Below are 18,197 nucleotides of genomic sequence, written 5' to 3'. Positions count from 1 at the left end.
ATTGCGAGCGTAGCGAAGCAATCCAGGGCGCCCTCGTCCGTCTCTGGATTGCTTCGCTATGCTCGCAATAACGTTAACCCTCCGGCGGCACCGGCGGGGTGTCGTCGCCAAGCGTCAGTCCGTGGCGCATCAGCATCGGCACGTTGGCGATCGCGAACAGCATCGTCGCGGGGATCACCACCCACACCTTGTAGATCGCCCACAGGTCCCAGCCGCGTTGCGGACCGACCGCGACCGCCGCGCCGCGCCACACCGCCTCGTTGAGGAACGCCATGACCACGAAGAACCACACCCAGTTGAGCGTCAGCCGCCGCCAGCCGCTCTCGCGCAGGCCGGGATAGCTGCTGCCCATCAATTGCTGGAGCAATGGCCGCCCGGTCACGACCCCGAAGCCGAGCACCGCGGCGAGCAGGGCGTAGACGATCGTCGGCTTCATCTGGATGAAGCGCGGATCGCGGAAATACATCGTCAGCCCGCCGAACACGATCACCAGCCCGGCCGAGATCAGCAGCATTGGCGGGACGCGCCCGAGCTTCACACGCGCGATCACCAGCGCGACGACGCTGGCAAGCACGAACACTGCGGTGGCGAGGATCACGCGCGCGAGCAACAGCGCCTCGACCTGTTTCAGCGTCGAGAGCATCGGGGTGAAATGCGCGACGATCCCGCGCGCCGTTTCGGCGGGAACGAGGAAGTTGGCGGCGAAGAACAGCGCGAGCGGGCCGTAATCGACCAAGGCGCGGATGCCGCCATGGCCTTCGTTCTGCTGCGTGGTCATCGTTGCTTGCCCCCGTCGATGCCGGCGATGATCCGGCTGACCTCGCGCGCGTCAAACGGGCGCAGATCGTCCATCTGCTCGCCGACCCCGATCGCGTGGATCGGCAATCCATAGCGCTCGGCCGCGGCGACCAGCACGCCACCGCGCGCGGTGCCGTCGAGCTTGGTCATTACCAGTCCGGTGACGCCCGCGACCTCCTTGAACACCTCGATCTGGCTCAGCGCATTCTGCCCGGTGGTCGCGTCGAGTACCAGCAGCACGTCGTGCGGCGCGGCGGGGTTGAGGCGGCCGAGCACGCGGCGAATCTTGGCGAGTTCATCCATCAGCTCGCGCTTGTTCTGGAGGCGACCGGCGGTGTCGACGATCAGCACGTCGGTGCCGATCGCGGTCGCCTGCTTGACCGCGTCCCAGACGATCCCGGCGGCGTCACCGCCCTCCGGCCCGGTGACGATCGGCACGCCGATCCGCTCCGCCCAGGTCTTGAGCTGACCGATCGCGGCGGCGCGGAACGTGTCGCCTGCCGCGAGCATCACCGCATAATCCTGTTCGAGGAACAGATGCGCCAGCTTGGCGATCGTGGTGGTCTTGCCCGAGCCGTTGACGCCGATCACGAGGATCACCTGCGGGCGCGGGAAGGCGTCGATGCCGATCGGCTTGGCGACGTCGCGGAGCACCTTCTCGACCTCCTCGGCGACGACGAGCCGGATGCCGAGTTCCTCCATGTTGCGCTCGAACGTCCCCTCGGCCAGCCGGTCGCGGACCTTGGCGGCGGTGGCAGGGCCGAGGTCGGAGGCGATCAGCGCTTCCTCGACGGTGTCGAGCGTCTCCTCGTCGAGCCGCGCGCCGCCCAGCCCGGCGAGGTTGCCGACCAAGCGGTCGGAGGTGCGGCGGAAACCGCCCAGCAGCTTGTCGTGCCAGCTCGTGCTCATGCGATGGTTCCGGTCAGATGGTCGGGGGCGGCGGCGGTGATCGTCACCGCGACGATGCCGCCGATGGGAGAAGGGGCGGGCAGGCGCACCGCGGTGAAATCGGGCGCATGGCCGCGGTCGCCGGGTTTTTCGACCAGCACCGGCTGAACGGTGCCGACCTGTGCGGCGAGCCGGCACGCGAGCCGCGCGGCGGCGGCGGCGCGTAGCTGCGCGGCGCGGTCGCGTGCGACGGCGGGAGCGACCTGCGGCATCCGCGCCGCCGGGGTGCCGCTGCGCGGTGAATAGGGGAAGACGTGCGCGTGGGTGATGTCGGCTTCGTCGATCAGCGCCAGCGTGTTGGCGAACATCGTCTCGTCCTCGGTCGGAAAGCCCGCGATCAGATCGGCGCCGATCGCGATATCGCGCGTCGCTCTGAGCCGCTCGACCAGTTGCAGCACGTCACCGCGGGTGTGGCGGCGGCGCATCCGCTTCAGGATCATGTCGTCGCCGGCCTGCACCGAGAGATGAACGTGCGGCATCACGCGCGGCTCCTGCGTGAGCAATGCTAGCAGATGGTCGTCGATCGCGGCGGGGTCAAGCGAGGAGAGGCGCAGGCGTTCGAGCGTCGGCACCTGGCTGAGCAGGCGCTCGACAAGCACGCCCAGCCGTGCGCCGCGGTCGTCGTAGCTGGCGAGATCGACCCCGCTCAGCACCACCTCTCGCTGCCCGCGCTCGACCAGCGCGGCGATCTGCGGGATCACCGCCGCGATCGGCTCGGCGCGGTTGCGGCCGCGGCCCTGCGGGATCGCGCAAAAGGTGCAGTGATGGTCGCAGCCGTTCTGGACGCCGACGAAGGCGCGGGTCTGCGGGATCGGGCGCGGCGCGTTGGCGCGTGCGCCCCATGTGGCGGGGAGCAGCTTGGCGGCATTGCCGATCACGCGGTCGACCTCGGGCATCGCCGCGAAGCTCTCGCGGTCCATGTCCGAGGCGCAGCCGGTGACGATCAGCTCGGCCTCTGGGCGCGCGCGGCGCAGCCGGCGGATCGCGGCGCGGGTGTCCTTGACCGCCTGGTTGGTGACGCCGCAGCCGTTCACCACCACCTGCCCGCGACCCGCCAGCTGGCGGATCGCCGCGCTTTCGGCGATGTTGAGGCGGCAGCCGAGCGTCACGACCTCTGGCTGGGTGGAGAAGGACATGGCGGGCGATCTAGTTATGACGAGGGATGAAGTCGACTCCGCCGCGCGCGAAGTGCGCGACTTCTGGTTCGGGCTGACCAGCGAACAGCAGTTCGCGAAGGACGATGCGCTCGATGGCGTGATCCGCGCGCGATTCGCGGCGCTGCGCGAGCGGGTGCTGGCGAGCGGAGCCGCGGCGTGGCGGGACGATCCGCACACGCTGCTGGCGGCGGTGATCGTACTCGACCAGTTTTCGCGCAACCTGTTCCGGGGTGAGGGCGAGGCGTTCAGGGCCGACCCGCTGGCGCGGGAGCTGACGGAGCTGGCGATCGCGCGCGGCTGGGGCGCGGAAGTGGTGAAGGAGGAGCGGGTGTTCCTCTACATGCCGCTGATGCATGCCGAAGACGCGGAGGGGCAGGCCAAGAGCGTCGCGATGTTCGAGGCGCTCGGGATCGAGGAGAATATCCGGTTCGCGCGCGATCATGCCGAGGTGATCGCGCGCTTCGGACGCTTTCCCTCCCGGAATGCGGCGCTTGGGCGGGAGACGACGGAAGAGGAGCGGGCGTATCTGGCGGCGGGCGGGGGCTGGTAGGCGAACCGCACGTCCCGTAGGCCGGCACGTACGCAAGACGCTGCTACCGGCCTCCGCCCGTCATTGCGAGCGCAGCGAAGCAATCCAGTGTTCCGCGCGCCGCCCTGGATTGCTTCGCTGCGCTCGCAATGACGGATCATGCGTGAGGGCTGACGCCGCTACCTCTGCGCAACGTCCGAACAACCTTGCCTCCCGCATCGCTTTCCGCTAGGCGGCCAACCAAGTTCCGTTGAGGGACGCGAAGGATCAAGCGCTCCTGTGGCGCACGCTGGCCGGCGAGGTTTCGCCCGCCGGCGTATTTTGCGTTTTGCGGCGGGTGAAAGGAGTTTCGATGTTCGATAGCCTCAGCGATCGTCTTGGCGGCGTCTTCGACCGGCTGCGGGGGCGTGGTGCGCTCACCGAAGCCGACGTGCGTCAGGCGATGCGCGAGGTGCGCGTCGCGCTGCTCGAAGCCGATGTGGCGTTGCCGGTCGCGCGGCAGTTCGTCGACGAGGTCACCGAAGAGGCGATCGGGCAGAACGTGCTCCGCTCGGTCACGCCGGGGCAGCAGGTCGTCAAGATCGTCAACGACGCGCTGGTGCGGATGCTGGGCGGCGACGATCCCGAGGCCGCCGAGCTGAACCTCGCCGTCACGCCGCCCGCGATCGTGATGATGGTCGGCCTGCAAGGCTCGGGCAAGACCACCACCACCGCCAAGATCGCCAAGCGGCTGTCGACCGGATCGATGACCGGCCGCACCGCCAAGAAGGTGCTGATGGCGTCGCTCGACGTCAATCGCCCCGCCGCGCAGGAGCAGCTGGCGACGTTGGGTACGCAGGTCGAGGTCGCGACGCTGCCGATCATCGCCGGGCAGCAGCCGGTCGAGATCGCGCGCCGCGCGGTGCAGGCCGCGAAGCTGCAGGGCTTCGACGTGCTGATGCTCGACACCGCCGGCCGCCTGCACGTCGATCAGGCGCTGATGGACGAGATGAAGGCGGTCGCCGATGTCGCGAAGCCGCAGGAGATCCTGCTGGTCGTCGACTCGCTGACCGGTCAGGACGCGGTCAACGTCGCAACCAACTTCTCCGAGCAGGTGCCGCTGACCGGCGTCGTGCTGACCCGGATGGACGGCGATGCGCGTGGCGGCGCGGCGCTGTCGATGCGCGCGGTCACCGGCAAGCCGATCAAGTTCGCGGGTGTCGGGGAAAAGCTCGATGCGCTGGAGGCGTTCCACCCGTCGCGCGTCGCCGGGCGCATCCTCGGGATGGGCGACGTCGTCTCGCTGGTCGAGCGCGCCGCGGAGTCGATCCAGCAGGAAGACGCCGAGCGGATGGCGAACCGGCTCGCCAAGGGCCAGTTCGACATGAACGACCTGCGCAGCCAGCTTGCGCAGATGAAGCGCATGGGCGGGCTCGGTGCGCTGGCGGGGATGCTGCCGGGCATGAAGAAGGCGCAGGCCGCGATGGACGCGACGCCGGGCAGCGACAAGATGCTGGTGCATCTCGACGCGATGATCGGCTCGATGACCGTCAAGGAGCGCGCCAAGCCCGAGCTGATCAACGCCAAGCGCAAGATCCGCATCGCCAAGGGTTCCGGCACCACGGTGCAGGAGGTCAACAAGCTCCTGAAGATGCATCAGGAAATGTCGACCGCCATGAAGAAAATCAAGAAGATGGGCGGCCTGAAGGGCATGATGGCGATGCTCGGCAAGGGCGGGCTCGGAGGGCTCGGCAACGCGATCGGTGGCGCCGACATGGGCGACATGATGGGCAAGCTGGGCGGGCCGGGCGGTGGTCCGGGGCTCCCCGGTCTGCCCGGCAACCTTCCTGGTGGCCCCGGCGGATTCAAGTTCAAGAGATAGCGATCGTCGCTCCTGCGGAGGCAGGGGCCTATGTCTCTCCACGACGAGGGGCGCCGATTGTTGAAGCAGAAATGGGCCCCTGCCTCCGCAGGGGCGACGGATTAGAAGGCAAGGAAGAACAATGGCACTCAGCATTCGCCTGTCGCGTGGCGGCTCGAAGAAGCGTCCGTACTATCGCATCGTGGTCGCCGACGCGCGCAGCCCGCGTGACGGCAAGTTCATCGAGAAACTCGGCAACTACAACCCGCTGCTCGCCAAGGACGACGAGAAGCGCATCGTGCTCGACGGTGAGCGCGCCAAGCACTGGCTGGCGATGGGCGCGCAGCCGACCGACCGCGTGGCCCGCTTCCTCGACGCGGCCGGCGTGAAGGAGCGCGCGGCGCGCAGCAACCCGAAGAAGGCCGAGCCGGGCGAGAAGGCCAAGGAGCGCGCCGAGGAGCGTGCCGAGAAGCAGAAGGCCGCCGAGGAGGCCGCTGCCGAGAAGGCGAATGCGCCGGCGGCTGAGGCGGAAGCTCCTGCGGCCGAGGCCGAAGCGACCGCCGAATAAGCATCCGATCGCGGTCGTCGTGCGTTGCCTCCGTTCACTCGAACAGGAGAGCGCATGATGACCGCCGATCCCGATCCGCGCACCGCACCCGAGGACCATGAAGACGCGACCAACCAAGGCGTCTCCGCCGACGACCCCGCCGAAGGGCGCGACGACGCCCCCGACGGCGACGGCGGGTCACCCGACCGCGAGTGAGGTGCCGCCCGGCGCGATCGTGCTCGCCGCGGTTACCGGCGCGCACGGCGTGGCGGGCGAGGTGCGGCTCAAGGTCTTCGCCGACGATCTGGCAGCGCATCGTTCGTTCAACGGTGGGGCGCTGAATCTGGTTAAGCTGCGCGACGGCACGATCGCGCGCTTCGCCGAGGTCGCGGATCGTACTGCGGCAGAGGCATTGCGCGGAACCGTGCTGACCGTCCCGCGCGATGCGCTGCCGCCGCTGGGCGACGGCGAATATTATCATGCCGACCTGCTCGGGCTCGCGGCGGTTTCGACGACCGGCGAGGATCTGGGTGTCGTCGCGGCGGTCGAGAATTTCGGTGCCGGCGACGTGGTCGAGGTCCGGCGTGCGAGCGGCAAGACCTTCATGGTGCCGATCTCGGCGGTGCCGGAATGGAATGAGGAGCGGCTGGTGATCGAGGCCGATTTCGTCGAGCCGTAAGCATTTCCGCCTCCTCCGTTCGCCCTGAGGAGAGGCTGAGCTTGTCGAAGCCTCGCCTCGATGGGCCGGTGCTTCGAGACGGCATTTCGACTTCGCTCAATACTTCCCTCAGTACGAACGCGATTCAGCGGCGCAGCGGCCTTCGTTCCGCCAGCAGGTTGCGGATCGCGGTCGCCGCCACCCCGGCTTCGCCCATCGCATGGCTGATCTGGTCGAGCCCCTTCACGACATCGCCGGCGGCGAACAGCCCCGGCACGCTGGTACGCTGGTGGTCGTCGACCTCGAGGCAACCTTCGTCGCTGGCGCGCGCGCCAGCTTCGACCGCCAGCCGCGAGCGGATTCGCGAGCCGAGCGCGGGATAGACGCTGTCGAACGCCATTCGCCCGCGCGCGGTGTCGAAGGCGAGCTGGTCGCCCTCGATCGCATAACCGCCGCACGGTCCCTCGATCCGTACCACGCCGGCATCGTCGAGCGCCTGCGCGCACGCCGGGTCGAGCGCATGTTCCGCCTCGGGCGACACCAGCGTCACGTCGCGGGTAAAGCCGCGCAAGAACAATGCCTCGCGCATCCCGTGGTCCCCGGTGCCGATGATCGCGACGCGGCGATCCGTGACCTCATATCCATCGCAAACCGGACAATAGCGGAGCAGTCCGCGCGCTAACGCCGGGTCATGAACCTCGGGCAGCAGGTAAGCGGGCCGATGGTTCACCACCCCGGTGGCGAGCAGGACGGTGCGCGCGTGGTGCGTGCCATGGTCGGTGCGGACGATGAAGTCGTCGCCATCGCGGGTGAGACCGGTGACTTTCACCTGCTCGCGCCGGGCGCCATATTTCTCGGCCTGCGCCTGCATGAGCGCGAGCAGGTCTTTGCCTGCAATTCCATCGGGATAGCCAGCATGGTTGTGGGTGCACGGGATCATCGCCGCGCGGCTCGATCCGCTGTCGAACAGGCGGATGTCGAGATGGTAGCGCGCCAGATAGATGGCGGCGGTCAACCCTGCCGGCCCGGCGCCGATGATGATGCAATCGTCCACGAACCCTCCGCCTTGCACGCCGCACCGCCCGTATATACATGCCGTACATACAGGAGGCCGGCGATGGGTAACGAATATCGCGCCAAGGTGTTCAAGTCCGGCAATTCGGTGGCGTTGCGGCTGCCGAAGGGGATGGGGTTCAGCGAGGGCGACGACGTGGTGATCGCGCCGCATGAGGACGGCTCGTTCAGCCTTTGGCGCGAGAGCGAGGGCGCACAGGTGTTGATGAGGCTGTACGGCAGCGTCTCGGAAGGCTTCATGGCGGATGGACGCGGCGACACCCGCGCCGACATCCGCGACTGGAACGCGCGGCCCGGCGCGGCGGCGGCATGAACAATTACCTGCTCGACACCAATGCCTGTATCGACTTCCTGCTCGGGCGCAGCGATCCGCTGGCACGCCGAATGGGCGCGGCGTTCGGGCAATTGCATGTCTCGGCGATCACGGCGGGCGAGCTGCTGGTCGGCAATCGCACCTCGCGCGAGCCCGACAAGGACGCCAAGCGGATCGACACTTTTCTGGCGGCGCTCGCGGTGCTGGCTTTCGACGGTGAGGCGGCAATCGCTTACGCGCGGATGGTGCGTGCGGTAGGAATGCGGCGCGGGAGCTTCGACCGGCTGATCGCGGCGCAGGCGATCGCCGGCGGACTGACGCTCGTCACGAACAACGAACGCGACTTCGCCGACATTCCCGATCTGAAGATTGAAAACTGGACCCGATGACCTTTCGCGCCACGATCCTGACGCTCTATCCCGAAATGTTTCCCGGCCCGCTCGGCACCTCGCTGGCCGGGCGGGCGCTGGCGGAGGGCAAATGGTCGCTCGATGCGGTCAATATCCGCGACTTCACCACCGACCGGCATCGCACCGTCGACGACACGCCGGCCGGCGGCGGCGCGGGGATGGTGCTGCGCGCCGACATCCTTGCGCGTGCGGTCGACGCTTATGCCGATGGCCGCCCGCTGTTCGCGATGACGCCGCGTGGGGCACCGCTCCGGCAGGCGCGCGTGCGTGAGCTGGCGGCGGGGCCGGGTGCGGTGATCCTGTGCGGCCGGTTCGAGGGCTTTGACGAGCGGCTGCTGGAGGCGCGCGGGGTCGAGCAGGTCTCGATCGGCGACTACATCCTGTCGGGCGGCGAGATGGCGACGCTGGTGCTGCTGGATGCTTGCGTTCGGCTGCTTCCCGGCGTAATGGGCGCGGCTTCCAGCGGAGTCGAGGAAAGCTTCGAAAGCGGCCTTCTCGAATATCCGCATTATACCCGACCGGTCGAATGGGAGGGGCGCACGATCCCTGAAGTGCTGCGATCGGGGGATCATGCGAAGATCGCGGCCTGGCGGCAACGCCAGGCGGAGATCGACACACGGCTACGGCGGCCAGACCTTTGGGAGCGTCATGAGGGCGCTCGGGTCGGCTCGCCCTCTGGCGCGCGGCAACGGACTGAGGACGAACAATGAACCTGATCCAGACGCTCGAAGCCGAGCAGATTGCCAAGTTCAACGAAACCAAGAAGATCCCGGAATTCCGCCCCGGCGATACGCTGAAGGTCGGCGTGAAGGTGGTCGAGGGTGAGCGTACCCGCGTCCAGAACTACGAGGGCGTGTGCATCGCGCGCTCGAACAAGGGCATGGGCTCGTCGTTCACCGTCCGCAAGATGAGCTTCGGTGAGGGCGTGGAGCGCGTCTTCCCGCTGTACTCGCCGAACGTCGATTCGATCGAGGTGGTGCGCAAGGGCGCGGTGCGTCGTGCCAAGCTGTATTACCTGCGTGGCCGCACCGGCAAGTCGGCGCGTATCGCCGAGCGTCGCGACACGCGTCCGGCCGCCGCAGCCGAGTAATCGTCGCGGCCCTACGGGCTTGCGAAGGGGCGTGGCGGGTGACCGCCGCGCCCCTCTTCTTGTCGGGGCGTCGGGCTCTCGTTGCGCGCTCAGCAATCCGGCGGCGGATCGTGACGCCCTGGATTGCTTCGCCACGCTCGCAATGACGAGTAAATATGACGGGGCAAACGGGCTACTTTTCGTTTCTTTTCGACGGATCGCGAACCTTCTACCGAGACTTCTTTCGTCCGTCGCCCCGGACTTGATCCGGGGCCCCGCTTTTTCTGAGCGACGGAAGTAAGAAGAAGCGGGATCCCGGATCAAGTCCGGGATGACGAGAAGAGGCAGTCACTTCATACGCCAATCCTTGGCGATCCGCGTCGCGGCGGCCACCGCGTCGATCAGTCCGAGGCGCGCCGCGAGCGGAAGGAGCGGCGCGATCATCGGCGGGCGTTCGGCCAGCGTGCGGATCGCGCCGGCGATCGTCACGGGGCGGGCGGTCTGGCGGGCGAAGCGGCTCTGCCATGTCGACGACGGCTCGCCAGACAACCACGCCTGCGCTGCCGACACGCCGCTCGTCAGCGCGATCCCCATGCCTTCGCCCGCCAGCGACGGGATCACCGCGGCCTGATCGCCGAGGCGGTAGCAGCCGTCGCTGCCCTCAAGGGCCCGCCAGCCATAGGGCACGTTCGCGATCGCTTCGGTCGGCGTCGCGTCTCCGGTCAGGCGATCAGCGAAGGCAGGCAATTCCTTCGCCAGCGCGGTGAGCAGCGCGTCGGGGCTGCCCGTCTCGGTCAGGCGCGAGCGGCGGATTGCGAGGCATATGTTGGCGCTGCCATCCTCCTGCAGCACGACGCCGGCATAGCCGCGGTCGAAGAGGTGCAGCTCGATCGCGTCCCCCACGCAGCGCGCGATGCCTGCACCGCGGCGGCGGGTGCGCAGGCCGAGCGTCGGATCGGCGCCGCGCGCCGCGGCCGGGCGGGCCACGCCGCGTACGTCGTGCTTGCCGCTGGCGAGGAACAGCGCGTCGCTCGCGAGCAGCGCGCCGTCGCCGGTGCGTACCGTCCCGTCCTCGATCGTGCGCGCCACGACGCCGCGTTCGATCGCGGCGCCGTTTGCCCTCGCCTGATCCAGCAATAGCGCGTCGAGACGCGCGCGCGACACGCCGATCGCGGGGGCTGGTAGGGCCGTCTCGACGACGCGCCGACGCGCGAAGATGCGCACCCGTGTCACGCGCGTGCGGTTGAGCGCGTCGGCCGCGAAGCCGAGCGAGGCGAGCGTTTCCAGCGTCCGCCAGCTCAGGAATCCGCCGCACAGCGCATCGCCGGTTTCGTGCGTGCGCTCGATCACCAACGGTCGCGCACCGCCCCGCGCCAGCGTGATCGCCGCGGCGCTGCCCGCCGGGCCGCCGCCGAGGATCAGCGGCTCGCGACACATAGCCGGAACGGGAAGGCGCGGAACACGCGAGCGTCGTCGATCCCGGCGTCCTTGAGCAGCGGCTGCCATTCGGCGGGACGGTAGCTGCGGGCGATCGAGAGCCGTCCGTCATGCCGCACGATCAGGTGCCAGCCGAACAGCCCGGCGAGCAAAGGCCAGCCGTGATAGGCGAAACCGTGGCGGTGCAGATCGTTGACCAGCCAGCCGACCCGCGCCTCCTGCGCCATGAAGCGCAGGAAGGCGATCAGTTGCGACCGGGTCATGTGATGCGCGACGAGGCTGGAGATCACGAAATCCCAGCCTTCGCCGCCAAGATCGGCATAGTCGCCGGTGCGCCAGTCGATCGACAGGTCAGCAGCGGTATGTGCGCGCGCCGCGGCTTCGCTGCGCGGGTTGAGGTCGATGCCGACCAGCTCGAAGCTGACCCCCCGCCGCGCGCCCCAGCGCGCGATCCGCCGCAGCATGTCGCCGTCGCCATAGCCGACGTCGAGCAGGCGGTAGCGTGCGCCCGGCGTCGTCAGGCGCCTGAGGAACGCCAGCGTCGGACGTGCCGCCAGCGTCACGACATTGACGCGCGCCAAATCGGCGACCACCGCGGCATAGACGTCCGCGGGCAGGTCGTCGGCATCCATCAGCTCTTCGGCGGTGGCGCGCTGGTCGAGCATCACGCCGCGCTCGCAAAGGCCAGCCCTTCGGCGGCCAGTCCGGGGCCGAAGGCGAGCGCGATGCCGTGCTCGACCGGCGGTCCGGCGAGGACGCGCGCCAGTACGAACATCAGCGTCGCCGACGACATGTTGCCGTTCGCGGCAAGCACCGCGCGTGAATCGTCGAGCGCGGCGGCGGGCAGCGCGAGCGCATGTTCGACCGCGTCGAGGATCGAGCGCCCGCCGGCATGAACCGCCCAGCGATCGACCCCGCGTCCATCGGTGAGCGTCGCGACCAGCGCAGGATCGCGCAGCGCGCCGGTGATCCGGCCCGGCACTTCGCCCGACAGATGCATCGCAAAGCCGTGATCGGTGATGTCCCAGCGGATCAGCTCGGCCGCGGCGGGCAGGGTGGCGCTGAACGGCCGATCGATCGCCAGCCCCGCGTGCGATGCACAGACCAGCGCCGCCGCGGCGCCGTCGCCGAATTGCAGCATCGCCAGCAGCGGTTCGAGCGCGCGCTCGGACTGGAGGTGGAGCGTCGAGAGTTCGACCGTCACGACCAGCACCCGCGCCGCCGGTTCCGACCGGACGATGTGGCGGGCGGTGCGCAGCGCGGCCACCGCGGCATAGCAGCCCATGAACCCGATCAGGACGCGCTCGACGCTGCCCGGCAGTTCGAGCGCGCGCGCGACGATCTGGTCGATGCCGGGCGCGACAAAACCCGTGCAGCTCGCGACCACCAGATGCGTGATGCCGTCGAGCGCGGCCTGCGTGCGCAGGTCGGCGATTGCCGCCAGCGCCAGCGTCGGGGCGGCTTGCGCATAGAGCGCCATGCGCGCGCCGGTGCCGGGATGCGGCTCGGCGGCGTAGAAGCCGTTGCTCCCGACCGGCGAGCCACGTTCGGCGGGGAGCACCGACCAGCGATGCGCGATCCCGGCGCGCGCAGCCATCCGCGCGAACACCCGCGCCTCGCGCACGGGGAGGCGTCGCTCCGCCCAGTCGACGAAGGCGGCGTGAATGTCATGGGTCGGGACGGCGGTGCCGATGGCGGCGATATGGGGCGTGACACGCATTACGCGTGCTCAACGCATGTGCGTGGCTTTCGGCCCGGCGCTGACCGGATGGCGGGGATGAAGCGGCGGCGACTCACTCGCCCTTGATTATCCGACCCGCACGGCGAAGCAATCGACCGTGCTCACTCCGCGCGGCGTTCGCGCGCGGCCGCCCAGAAAGCGAGCCGCTTGCGGATCTCGCGCTCGTAACCGCGCTCGTTCGGCTCGTAGAACGAATGGTCGTCGCCGATCTCCGCCGGAAAGAAATCCTGCGCGGCATAGGCATCGGGGTAATCGTGGTCGTAGCGATAACCCTCGTGATAGCCGAGCTCCTTCATCAGCTTCGTCGGCGCGTTGAGGATGTGCTTGGGCGGCGGCAGCGAGCCGGTGTCGCGCGCCAAGGCGCTGGCGCGGTCGAAGGCCACATAGGAGGCGTTCGACTTTGGCGCGGTCGCCACGTAATTAATGGCCTGCGCGAGGAACAATCGCCCCTCGGGCATCCCGACACGCTCGAACGCCTGCCACGCGGTCATCACCTGCACCAGCGCCTGCGGATCGGCCATGCCGACATCCTCGGACGCCGCGCAGCACAGCCGGCGGAAGATCACCCCGGCATCCTCGCCGCCGCGCACCATCCGCGCCGCCCAGTAGAGCGCGGCGTCGGCATCGCTGCCGCGCAGGCTCTTGTGGAAGCAGCTCAGCAGGTTGAAATGCTCCTCCTGCCCGCGATCGTAGAGGGGTGCGCGCTTCTGGACGATCGCCGCCAGCGCGGCGGTGTCGATCGGCGCATCGGACTCGATCAGGAACAGCGTCTCGCAAAGCCCGAGCAGATAGCGCGCGTCGCCATCGGCCATCGCGATCAGCGCGGCGCGCGCATCGGGGTCGAGCGGCAACGTCCGCTCCTGCTGCGCTTCGGCGCGCGTGATGACGGTGTCGAGTTCGGCGGCGGACAGCCGGTCGAGCGTGAAGACCTTGGCGCGCGACAACAGCGCCGCGACGAGGCTGAAGCTCGGGTTCTCGGTGGTCGCGCCGATCAGCACGATCGTGCCGTCCTCGACCGCGGGGAGCAGCGCATCCTGCACCGGGCGCGAGAAGCGGTGCAGCTCGTCGATGAACAAGGCGGTCGGCTTGCCCGCCGCCCGCAGGTCGCGCGCCGTGGCAAGCGTGCGGCGCAGGTCAGCGATCCCGGTCGACACCGCCGAGAGCTGGACGAAGGCATAGCCCGTCTCGGCCGCAATCAGCCGTGCGATCGTCGTCTTGCCGACGCCCGGCGGCCCCCACAGCACGAACGACGACAGCCGCCGCGAGCGGATCATCATCGCCAGCGGCGCGTCGGGGCCGAGCAGGTGGCGCTGCCCGATCACCTCGGCGAGCGCGCGCGGGCGCAGCTGGTCGGCGAGCGGGGCATGGGCATCGGAAGCAGCGGGGCTGGGGGGATCGACGGGATCGAACCCTGCAAACAGGTCGGCCATGCGCTCCCATGTAGGACGCTGCCCACGCTCCGTCATGCAGAAGCGAAAATATATCTTGAACGCTCTTGCCCCGGGCTGATGAAGATATATCTTGCTGCATCATGACACGAGACGGAGTCGATCGGATGTTCGGTTTTTCACACGGTGGCCGCGGCCACCATCATCATCGTTTCGGATCGCGCGGCGGGGGCGGGTTCGACCCCGAGCGCTTCTTCCACTGGATCGAGCGGCTCAACGACAGCGAGCATCGTCGCGGTGGCGGCGGCGGGGGCGGCGGGCGCAGCCGGCGGATGTTCGACGGATCGGAGCTGCGACTGGTGCTGCTCAAGCTGATCGCCGACACGCCGCGCCACGGCTATGAGATCATCAAGGCGATCGAAACGCTGACCGGTGGTGCCTATGCGCCGAGCCCGGGGGTGGTCTATCCGACGCTGACCTTGCTCGACGAGATGGAGCTGATCGCGGAGCAGGCCAGCGAGGGTGCGCGCAAGCGCTTCGCGGTCACCGACGCCGGGCGTGCGCATCTCGACGAACAGTCCGAGACGGTTGCGACGCTGATGGCGCGGCTGGAGGCGCTCGCGGCGCAGCGCGCGCAGGGCGAGGGCGAGGGCGCACCGGTGCGCCGCGCGATGCACAACCTCCGCCACGCGGTCATGGATCGCGTCAAGCGCGCCGACGCCTCGCCGGAATTGCTCCACGAGATCGCCGGGCTGATCGACGAAGTGGCGCAGAAGGTGGAGCGGCTCAAGTGACGGTGCGGGTGGCGCGCGTGCCGACGCATTCGGCGAGCCGCTATCTCCAGCAGCTTGCCAAACACTGGAGCCACAAGATGGAGGTCAGCTTCTCCGAGCAGGCGGCGACGATCGCCTTTCCAAACGGTGCGACGCTCGACCTGCGCGCGGATAGCGAGACGCTCGACGTGCGGCTGGCGGTGCCGGAGGACAGCGATGTCGTGCGGATGGAGGAGGTGGTGGCGAGCCACCTCGATCGCTTCGCGTTCCGCGAGGCACCGCTGACCTTCGAATGGCGGGCGGTGTGATGAGCAATCGACGGTAGGCGATTCAATTGGGGAGCGCCGCGATGATTGGGGCAACCTCCCCTCCGATCGTCGCCCCGGACTTGATCCGGGCCCCCGCTTCTTGCCGGTAGCGGAGAAAGGAAGCGGGATCCCGGATCAAGTCCGGGATGACGAAGTGGGGCAGCTAAGCGCCGGATGTCGCCTATCCTTAGACGGCTTCCCCTGCGTCGTTCAGGGTAGGCGACCGTTTCAGAACCTCCCGATACGCCTGCAACACCGCGCCGTTGGCGGTGTCCCAGCGGAAGTCCTGTGCGCGGCGATGCGCGGCGTCTCCCATCGCCGCGCGCAGCGCCGGGTCCGCGATCAACCGCGCGATCGCCGCGGCATAGCCGGCGAGGTCCGCCGGCGGCACGAGAAAGCCGGTGCGCCCGTCCTCCAGCAGGTCGACCGCACCGGTCGCGCACGCCGCGACAACCGGTACCCCGGCCGCCATCGCTTCCGACGTCACCTGCCCCCATGTCTCGGTGACGCTGGGGTTGAACAGCAGGTCCATCGACGCGACCGCGCGGCCGAGATCGTCGCCGCTCTGGAAGCCGGCGAACGCCGCCTGCGGTACGCGCCCCGCGAACCAGTCGCGCGCCGGCCCCTTGCCGACCACCAGCACGCGGTGGCGGACGCCCAAAGCGTCGAGCCGCGCCAGCACGTCGGCGAACACGCCTAGGCCCTTTTCGAGCACCAGCCGACCGAGGAAGCCGATCGTCACCTCGTCATCGGCGATCCCCAGCGACCGCCGCCACGCGAGGTCACGCGCGTCAGGATGGAAGCGGCGGTGGTTCACGCCGCGCCCCCAGAGCGAGATCGGCGTCGTAACCCCGAAGTCGCGGATCACCTCGGCCATCGATGGCGTCGGCACCAGCACGCGGTCGGCACGATTGTAGAAGCGGCGCAGGATCGCGACGATCAGCGGCTGGACCAGCGACAGACCGTAATATTGGAAATAAGTCTCAAAGCGGGTGTGAACGGTCGCGACCACCGGCACGCCGCGCCGCCGCGCCCAGGTGACCGCGGCATGACCGAGGAATTCGGGGGCGGAGACATGCACGAGGTGCGGGTCGAACGCCTCCAGATCGCGGCGCGGCCTGGTCGGCAATCCGCGGCCGAGCTTATATTCGCCGCGTCCGCCCGGCATCGGGATCGCGGGCACGTCGACCACGGTGCCGCGCGCCTCGAACGCCGGGGTCGGGGTGGTCGGCGAATAGACGCGCACCTGCACGCCCTGGTCGAGAAGATAGCCGACCAGCAGGTTCTGCGCCTGATTGGCGCCGTCGCGCACATAATTGTAGTTGCCGCTGAAGAAGGCGACGCGCAGCTCGGACGGGTTCATGCTTCGCCCGCTAGCCACGATGTGCGGCAAAATCGCGACCGTCCGGCCTCAAGCGGGTCGGATTTCATCGGTGCGCCGGATGCGCCGGATGCGCGGCTGCCGTTCGAGCATCGCGGTGCGGCGGATCGTCTCGCGCAATTCCTCGCGCTTGTCGTGGATCGAGGCGATCACCGGCCCCATCGCGACGCCGAGATCGACGAGCACCGCCTCCGACAATTGCAGCGAGCTTTCGAGCGTTTCGGGCACCGCATCGGTCACCCCGGCCTTGTAGAGTTCGGCGGCATGCGCGGTGTCGCGCGCGCGGGCGATGATCGGCAGCGCGGGGAAGGCGGCGCGCAGCCGCTTGGTCAGCCGCACCGTCAGCACCGGATCGTCCATCGTCAGGATCAGCGCGCGCGCATTGGTGAGATCGAGCCGGTCGAGCAATTCGGCGCGCGCGACATCGCCGAAGATGATCGGATAGCCGCCGGCGCGCGCCTGCGTCACCGCGTCGATGTCCGCCTCGACCGCGACATAGGGCTGGTCGTGGCGCGCCAGCATGTCGGCGACCATCCTCCCGACGCGACCGAAACCGAACACCACCGCGCGCTGCCCCTCGGCATGGTCGAGCGTGTCGGGGCGCGCGCCGTCGCGCTTCTCGATCCGCCGCGCGATCACGCGGCCGAGCAGCGCGAGCAGCGGGGTGATCGTCAGCCCGATCGCGGTGACGGTCTGCCAGAAGCTGGCGGTGGCGGCGGTGATGAGCTGCGCCTGCGCGGCGGTCGCCAGCACGATCAGCGTCGTCTCGGACGGGCTGCCCATCAGCATGCCTGTCTCGGCGGCGATGCCGGGGCGGGCGTTGGCGACGCGCAGCAGCAGATAGGTGACCACCGCCTTGACCGCGACCACGCCAAGCACCGCCGTGAGCAACGGCATCCAGTTGCGCGCGATCGCGGCGAGATCGAGGCTCATCCCCACGGTGATGAGGAACACGCCGAGCGCGAGGCCCTTGAACGGCGCGGTCATCACCTCGACCTCGGTATGATATTCGGTCTCGGCGATCAGCAGCCCGGCGAGCAGCGCGCCCACGATCGGCGACAGCCCGGCGGCAGTGGTCGCGACGCTGGCGACGATCACCACCAGCAAGGAGGCGGCGAGAAAGAGCTCGGGGCTCTTGGTGCGCGCCGCCTGTGCGAATAGCCGCGGCAGCACCAGCCGCCCGCCGACATACATCGCCACCACGGTCAGCCCGCCGCGCAGCGCCACGCCCGCGATCCCGACCCAGCCTTCGTCGCTGGCGGTCGGCGCCATCGCACCCAGCGCGAAGATGATCGGGACGAGCGCGAGGTCCTGGAACAGCAGGATCGCGAACGCGCCGCGCCCGACCGGGCTGGTCGTCCCCACCATTGGCAGCACCAGCGCGGTCGACGACAAAGCGAGCGCGAGGCCGAGCCCCGCCGAACCGCCCCAGCTCTGCCCCAGCAGATGCAGCGCGACCCCGACCAGCGCCGCGCAGCCGACCAACGCCGCCGGGCCGGTGCCGAACACCAGCTGCCGCATCGCCCATAATCGGCGGAACGACAGCTCGAGCCCGATCGAGAACAGCAGCAGCACGATCCCGAATTCGGCGAACGGCTCGATCGACTCCGGATCGGAGATCGTGAAATAATAGAGCCACGGCGCGCGCGGCACGAGCGCGCCGAGCCCGGCGGGACCGACCAAGGCCCCGACGAGAATGAACCCGATGACCGGACTGATCCGGAAACGCGCGAACGCCGGGATCACCAGACCGGCAGCGCCCAGCACCACCAATGCGTCCGAGAAGCCTTCGTTGTGCAATCCGATCGCCATGAGTGCGACTGTAC

General features: G+C 69.0%; 21 protein-coding genes. 11 read left to right on the top strand and 10 right to left on the bottom strand.

Annotation, left to right across the window (positions count from 1 at the left end; all coding sequences use genetic code 11):
* Positions 1 to 73: 73 nt before the first annotated feature.
* Genes FHS97_RS01640 through FHS97_RS01630 form a run of 3 tightly spaced genes read right to left on the bottom strand, consistent with a single transcriptional unit; the run spans position 74 to position 2,882 of the window.
* Positions 74 to 778: an inner membrane-spanning protein YciB gene (locus FHS97_RS01640; protein WP_184032686.1), complete on the bottom strand. Its 705-nt coding sequence runs from the start codon at positions 776 to 778 to the stop codon at positions 74 to 76.
* Complete coding sequence (ftsY, locus tag FHS97_RS01635; RefSeq protein ID WP_028966018.1) at positions 775 to 1,707, bottom strand: signal recognition particle-docking protein FtsY; 933 nt, start codon at positions 1,705 to 1,707, stop codon at positions 775 to 777. Before ftsY ends, FHS97_RS01640 begins: the two co-directional genes overlap by 4 nt.
* Entirely contained in the window at positions 1,704 to 2,882 is a 1,179-nt protein-coding gene (locus tag FHS97_RS01630; RefSeq protein ID WP_184032684.1) for a MiaB/RimO family radical SAM methylthiotransferase, read from the bottom strand. The genes ftsY and FHS97_RS01630 overlap by 4 nt, the downstream gene beginning before the upstream one ends.
* A 16-nt stretch (positions 2,883 to 2,898) precedes the next feature.
* Here FHS97_RS01630 and FHS97_RS01625 point away from each other — a divergent pair, with 16 nt between their 5' ends.
* From FHS97_RS01625 to rimM, 5 genes are all read left to right on the top strand, one after another.
* Complete coding sequence (locus FHS97_RS01625; RefSeq protein WP_246346362.1) at positions 2,899 to 3,453, top strand: DUF924 family protein; 555 nt, start codon at positions 2,899 to 2,901, stop codon at positions 3,451 to 3,453.
* A gap of 331 nt (positions 3,454 to 3,784) precedes the next feature.
* Positions 3,785 to 5,293, top strand: coding sequence for a signal recognition particle protein (gene ffh / locus FHS97_RS01620; protein ID WP_184032680.1), 1,509 nt, complete (start codon positions 3,785 to 3,787; stop codon positions 5,291 to 5,293).
* A gap of 121 nt (positions 5,294 to 5,414) precedes the next feature.
* Positions 5,415 to 5,840, top strand: a complete 426-nt coding sequence (gene rpsP / locus FHS97_RS01615; RefSeq protein WP_184032678.1) for a 30S ribosomal protein S16 — start codon at positions 5,415 to 5,417, stop codon at positions 5,838 to 5,840.
* A gap of 54 nt (positions 5,841 to 5,894) precedes the next feature.
* On the top strand, positions 5,895 to 6,035 hold the full coding sequence (locus tag FHS97_RS17335; protein ID WP_246346361.1) for a hypothetical protein: 141 nt from the start codon (positions 5,895 to 5,897) through the stop codon (positions 6,033 to 6,035).
* A 1-nt stretch (position 6,036) separates the two neighbouring features.
* Complete coding sequence (rimM, locus tag FHS97_RS01610; RefSeq protein ID WP_343053344.1) at positions 6,037 to 6,498, top strand: ribosome maturation factor RimM; 462 nt, start codon at positions 6,037 to 6,039, stop codon at positions 6,496 to 6,498.
* A 124-nt stretch (positions 6,499 to 6,622) separates the two neighbouring features.
* On the opposite strand, the gene FHS97_RS01605 is transcribed toward rimM, so the two are convergent.
* On the bottom strand, positions 6,623 to 7,531 hold the full coding sequence (locus tag FHS97_RS01605) for an NAD(P)/FAD-dependent oxidoreductase (protein ID WP_184032673.1): 909 nt from the start codon (positions 7,529 to 7,531) through the stop codon (positions 6,623 to 6,625).
* Between the two features lie 63 nt (positions 7,532 to 7,594).
* Between FHS97_RS01605 and FHS97_RS01600 the strand changes: the two genes are divergently transcribed.
* Genes FHS97_RS01600 through rplS form a run of 4 tightly spaced genes read left to right on the top strand, consistent with a single transcriptional unit; the run spans position 7,595 to position 9,364 of the window.
* A complete protein-coding gene (locus FHS97_RS01600; RefSeq protein WP_184032671.1) occupies positions 7,595 to 7,864 on the top strand; it encodes an antitoxin in 270 nt (89 codons plus the stop codon).
* Positions 7,861 to 8,253 (top strand): type II toxin-antitoxin system VapC family toxin, encoded by a 393-nt coding sequence (locus tag FHS97_RS01595; protein ID WP_184032669.1) that lies wholly within the window; start codon positions 7,861 to 7,863, stop codon positions 8,251 to 8,253. The genes FHS97_RS01600 and FHS97_RS01595 overlap by 4 nt, the downstream gene beginning before the upstream one ends.
* A complete protein-coding gene (gene trmD / locus FHS97_RS01590; RefSeq protein ID WP_184032667.1) occupies positions 8,250 to 8,984 on the top strand; it encodes a tRNA (guanosine(37)-N1)-methyltransferase TrmD in 735 nt (244 codons plus the stop codon). Before FHS97_RS01595 ends, trmD begins: the two co-directional genes overlap by 4 nt.
* Positions 8,981 to 9,364, top strand: coding sequence for a 50S ribosomal protein L19 (rplS, locus tag FHS97_RS01585; RefSeq protein WP_159759602.1), 384 nt, complete (start codon positions 8,981 to 8,983; stop codon positions 9,362 to 9,364). The genes trmD and rplS overlap by 4 nt, the downstream gene beginning before the upstream one ends.
* Positions 9,365 to 9,691: 327 nt before the next feature.
* Here rplS and FHS97_RS01580 read toward each other — a convergent pair whose 3' ends face one another.
* From FHS97_RS01580 to FHS97_RS01565, 4 genes are all read right to left on the bottom strand, one after another.
* Entirely contained in the window at positions 9,692 to 10,780 is a 1,089-nt protein-coding gene (locus FHS97_RS01580) for an NAD(P)/FAD-dependent oxidoreductase (RefSeq protein WP_184032665.1), read from the bottom strand.
* The gene (locus tag FHS97_RS01575; protein WP_311770238.1) at positions 10,762 to 11,448 is read right to left on the bottom strand and encodes a methyltransferase domain-containing protein; all 687 of its coding nucleotides are present in this window, start codon (positions 11,446 to 11,448) and stop codon (positions 10,762 to 10,764) included. Before FHS97_RS01575 ends, FHS97_RS01580 begins: the two co-directional genes overlap by 19 nt.
* The gene (locus FHS97_RS01570; protein ID WP_184032664.1) at positions 11,445 to 12,500 is read right to left on the bottom strand and encodes a type III polyketide synthase; all 1,056 of its coding nucleotides are present in this window, start codon (positions 12,498 to 12,500) and stop codon (positions 11,445 to 11,447) included. Before FHS97_RS01570 ends, FHS97_RS01575 begins: the two co-directional genes overlap by 4 nt.
* A gap of 122 nt (positions 12,501 to 12,622) precedes the next feature.
* Positions 12,623 to 13,951, bottom strand: a complete 1,329-nt coding sequence (locus FHS97_RS01565; RefSeq protein WP_184032663.1) for a replication-associated recombination protein A — start codon at positions 13,949 to 13,951, stop codon at positions 12,623 to 12,625.
* 125 nt (positions 13,952 to 14,076) lie between these two features.
* Here FHS97_RS01565 and FHS97_RS01560 point away from each other — a divergent pair, with 125 nt between their 5' ends.
* Positions 14,077 to 14,703, top strand: a complete 627-nt coding sequence (locus FHS97_RS01560; protein ID WP_184032662.1) for a PadR family transcriptional regulator — start codon at positions 14,077 to 14,079, stop codon at positions 14,701 to 14,703.
* Positions 14,700 to 14,990 (top strand): DUF2218 domain-containing protein, encoded by a 291-nt coding sequence (locus FHS97_RS01555; protein WP_184032661.1) that lies wholly within the window; start codon positions 14,700 to 14,702, stop codon positions 14,988 to 14,990. The genes FHS97_RS01560 and FHS97_RS01555 overlap by 4 nt, the downstream gene beginning before the upstream one ends.
* Before the next feature lie 187 nt (positions 14,991 to 15,177).
* On the opposite strand, the gene FHS97_RS01550 is transcribed toward FHS97_RS01555, so the two are convergent.
* Both FHS97_RS01550 and FHS97_RS01545 read right to left on the bottom strand, forming a co-directional pair.
* Complete coding sequence (locus FHS97_RS01550) at positions 15,178 to 16,353, bottom strand: glycosyltransferase family 4 protein (RefSeq protein WP_184032660.1); 1,176 nt, start codon at positions 16,351 to 16,353, stop codon at positions 15,178 to 15,180.
* Between the two features lie 48 nt (positions 16,354 to 16,401).
* Positions 16,402 to 18,183, bottom strand: coding sequence for a cation:proton antiporter domain-containing protein (locus FHS97_RS01545; RefSeq protein WP_184032658.1), 1,782 nt, complete (start codon positions 18,181 to 18,183; stop codon positions 16,402 to 16,404).
* Positions 18,184 to 18,197: the final 14 nt, after the last annotated feature.

It is taken from the genome of Sphingomonas endophytica (assembly GCF_014199415.1).
Taxonomy (GTDB): domain Bacteria; phylum Pseudomonadota; class Alphaproteobacteria; order Sphingomonadales; family Sphingomonadaceae; genus Sphingomonas; species Sphingomonas endophytica.
The sequence above is the reverse complement of the archived record's forward strand: the minus strand, read 5'-3'. Positions and strand labels throughout refer to the sequence as shown.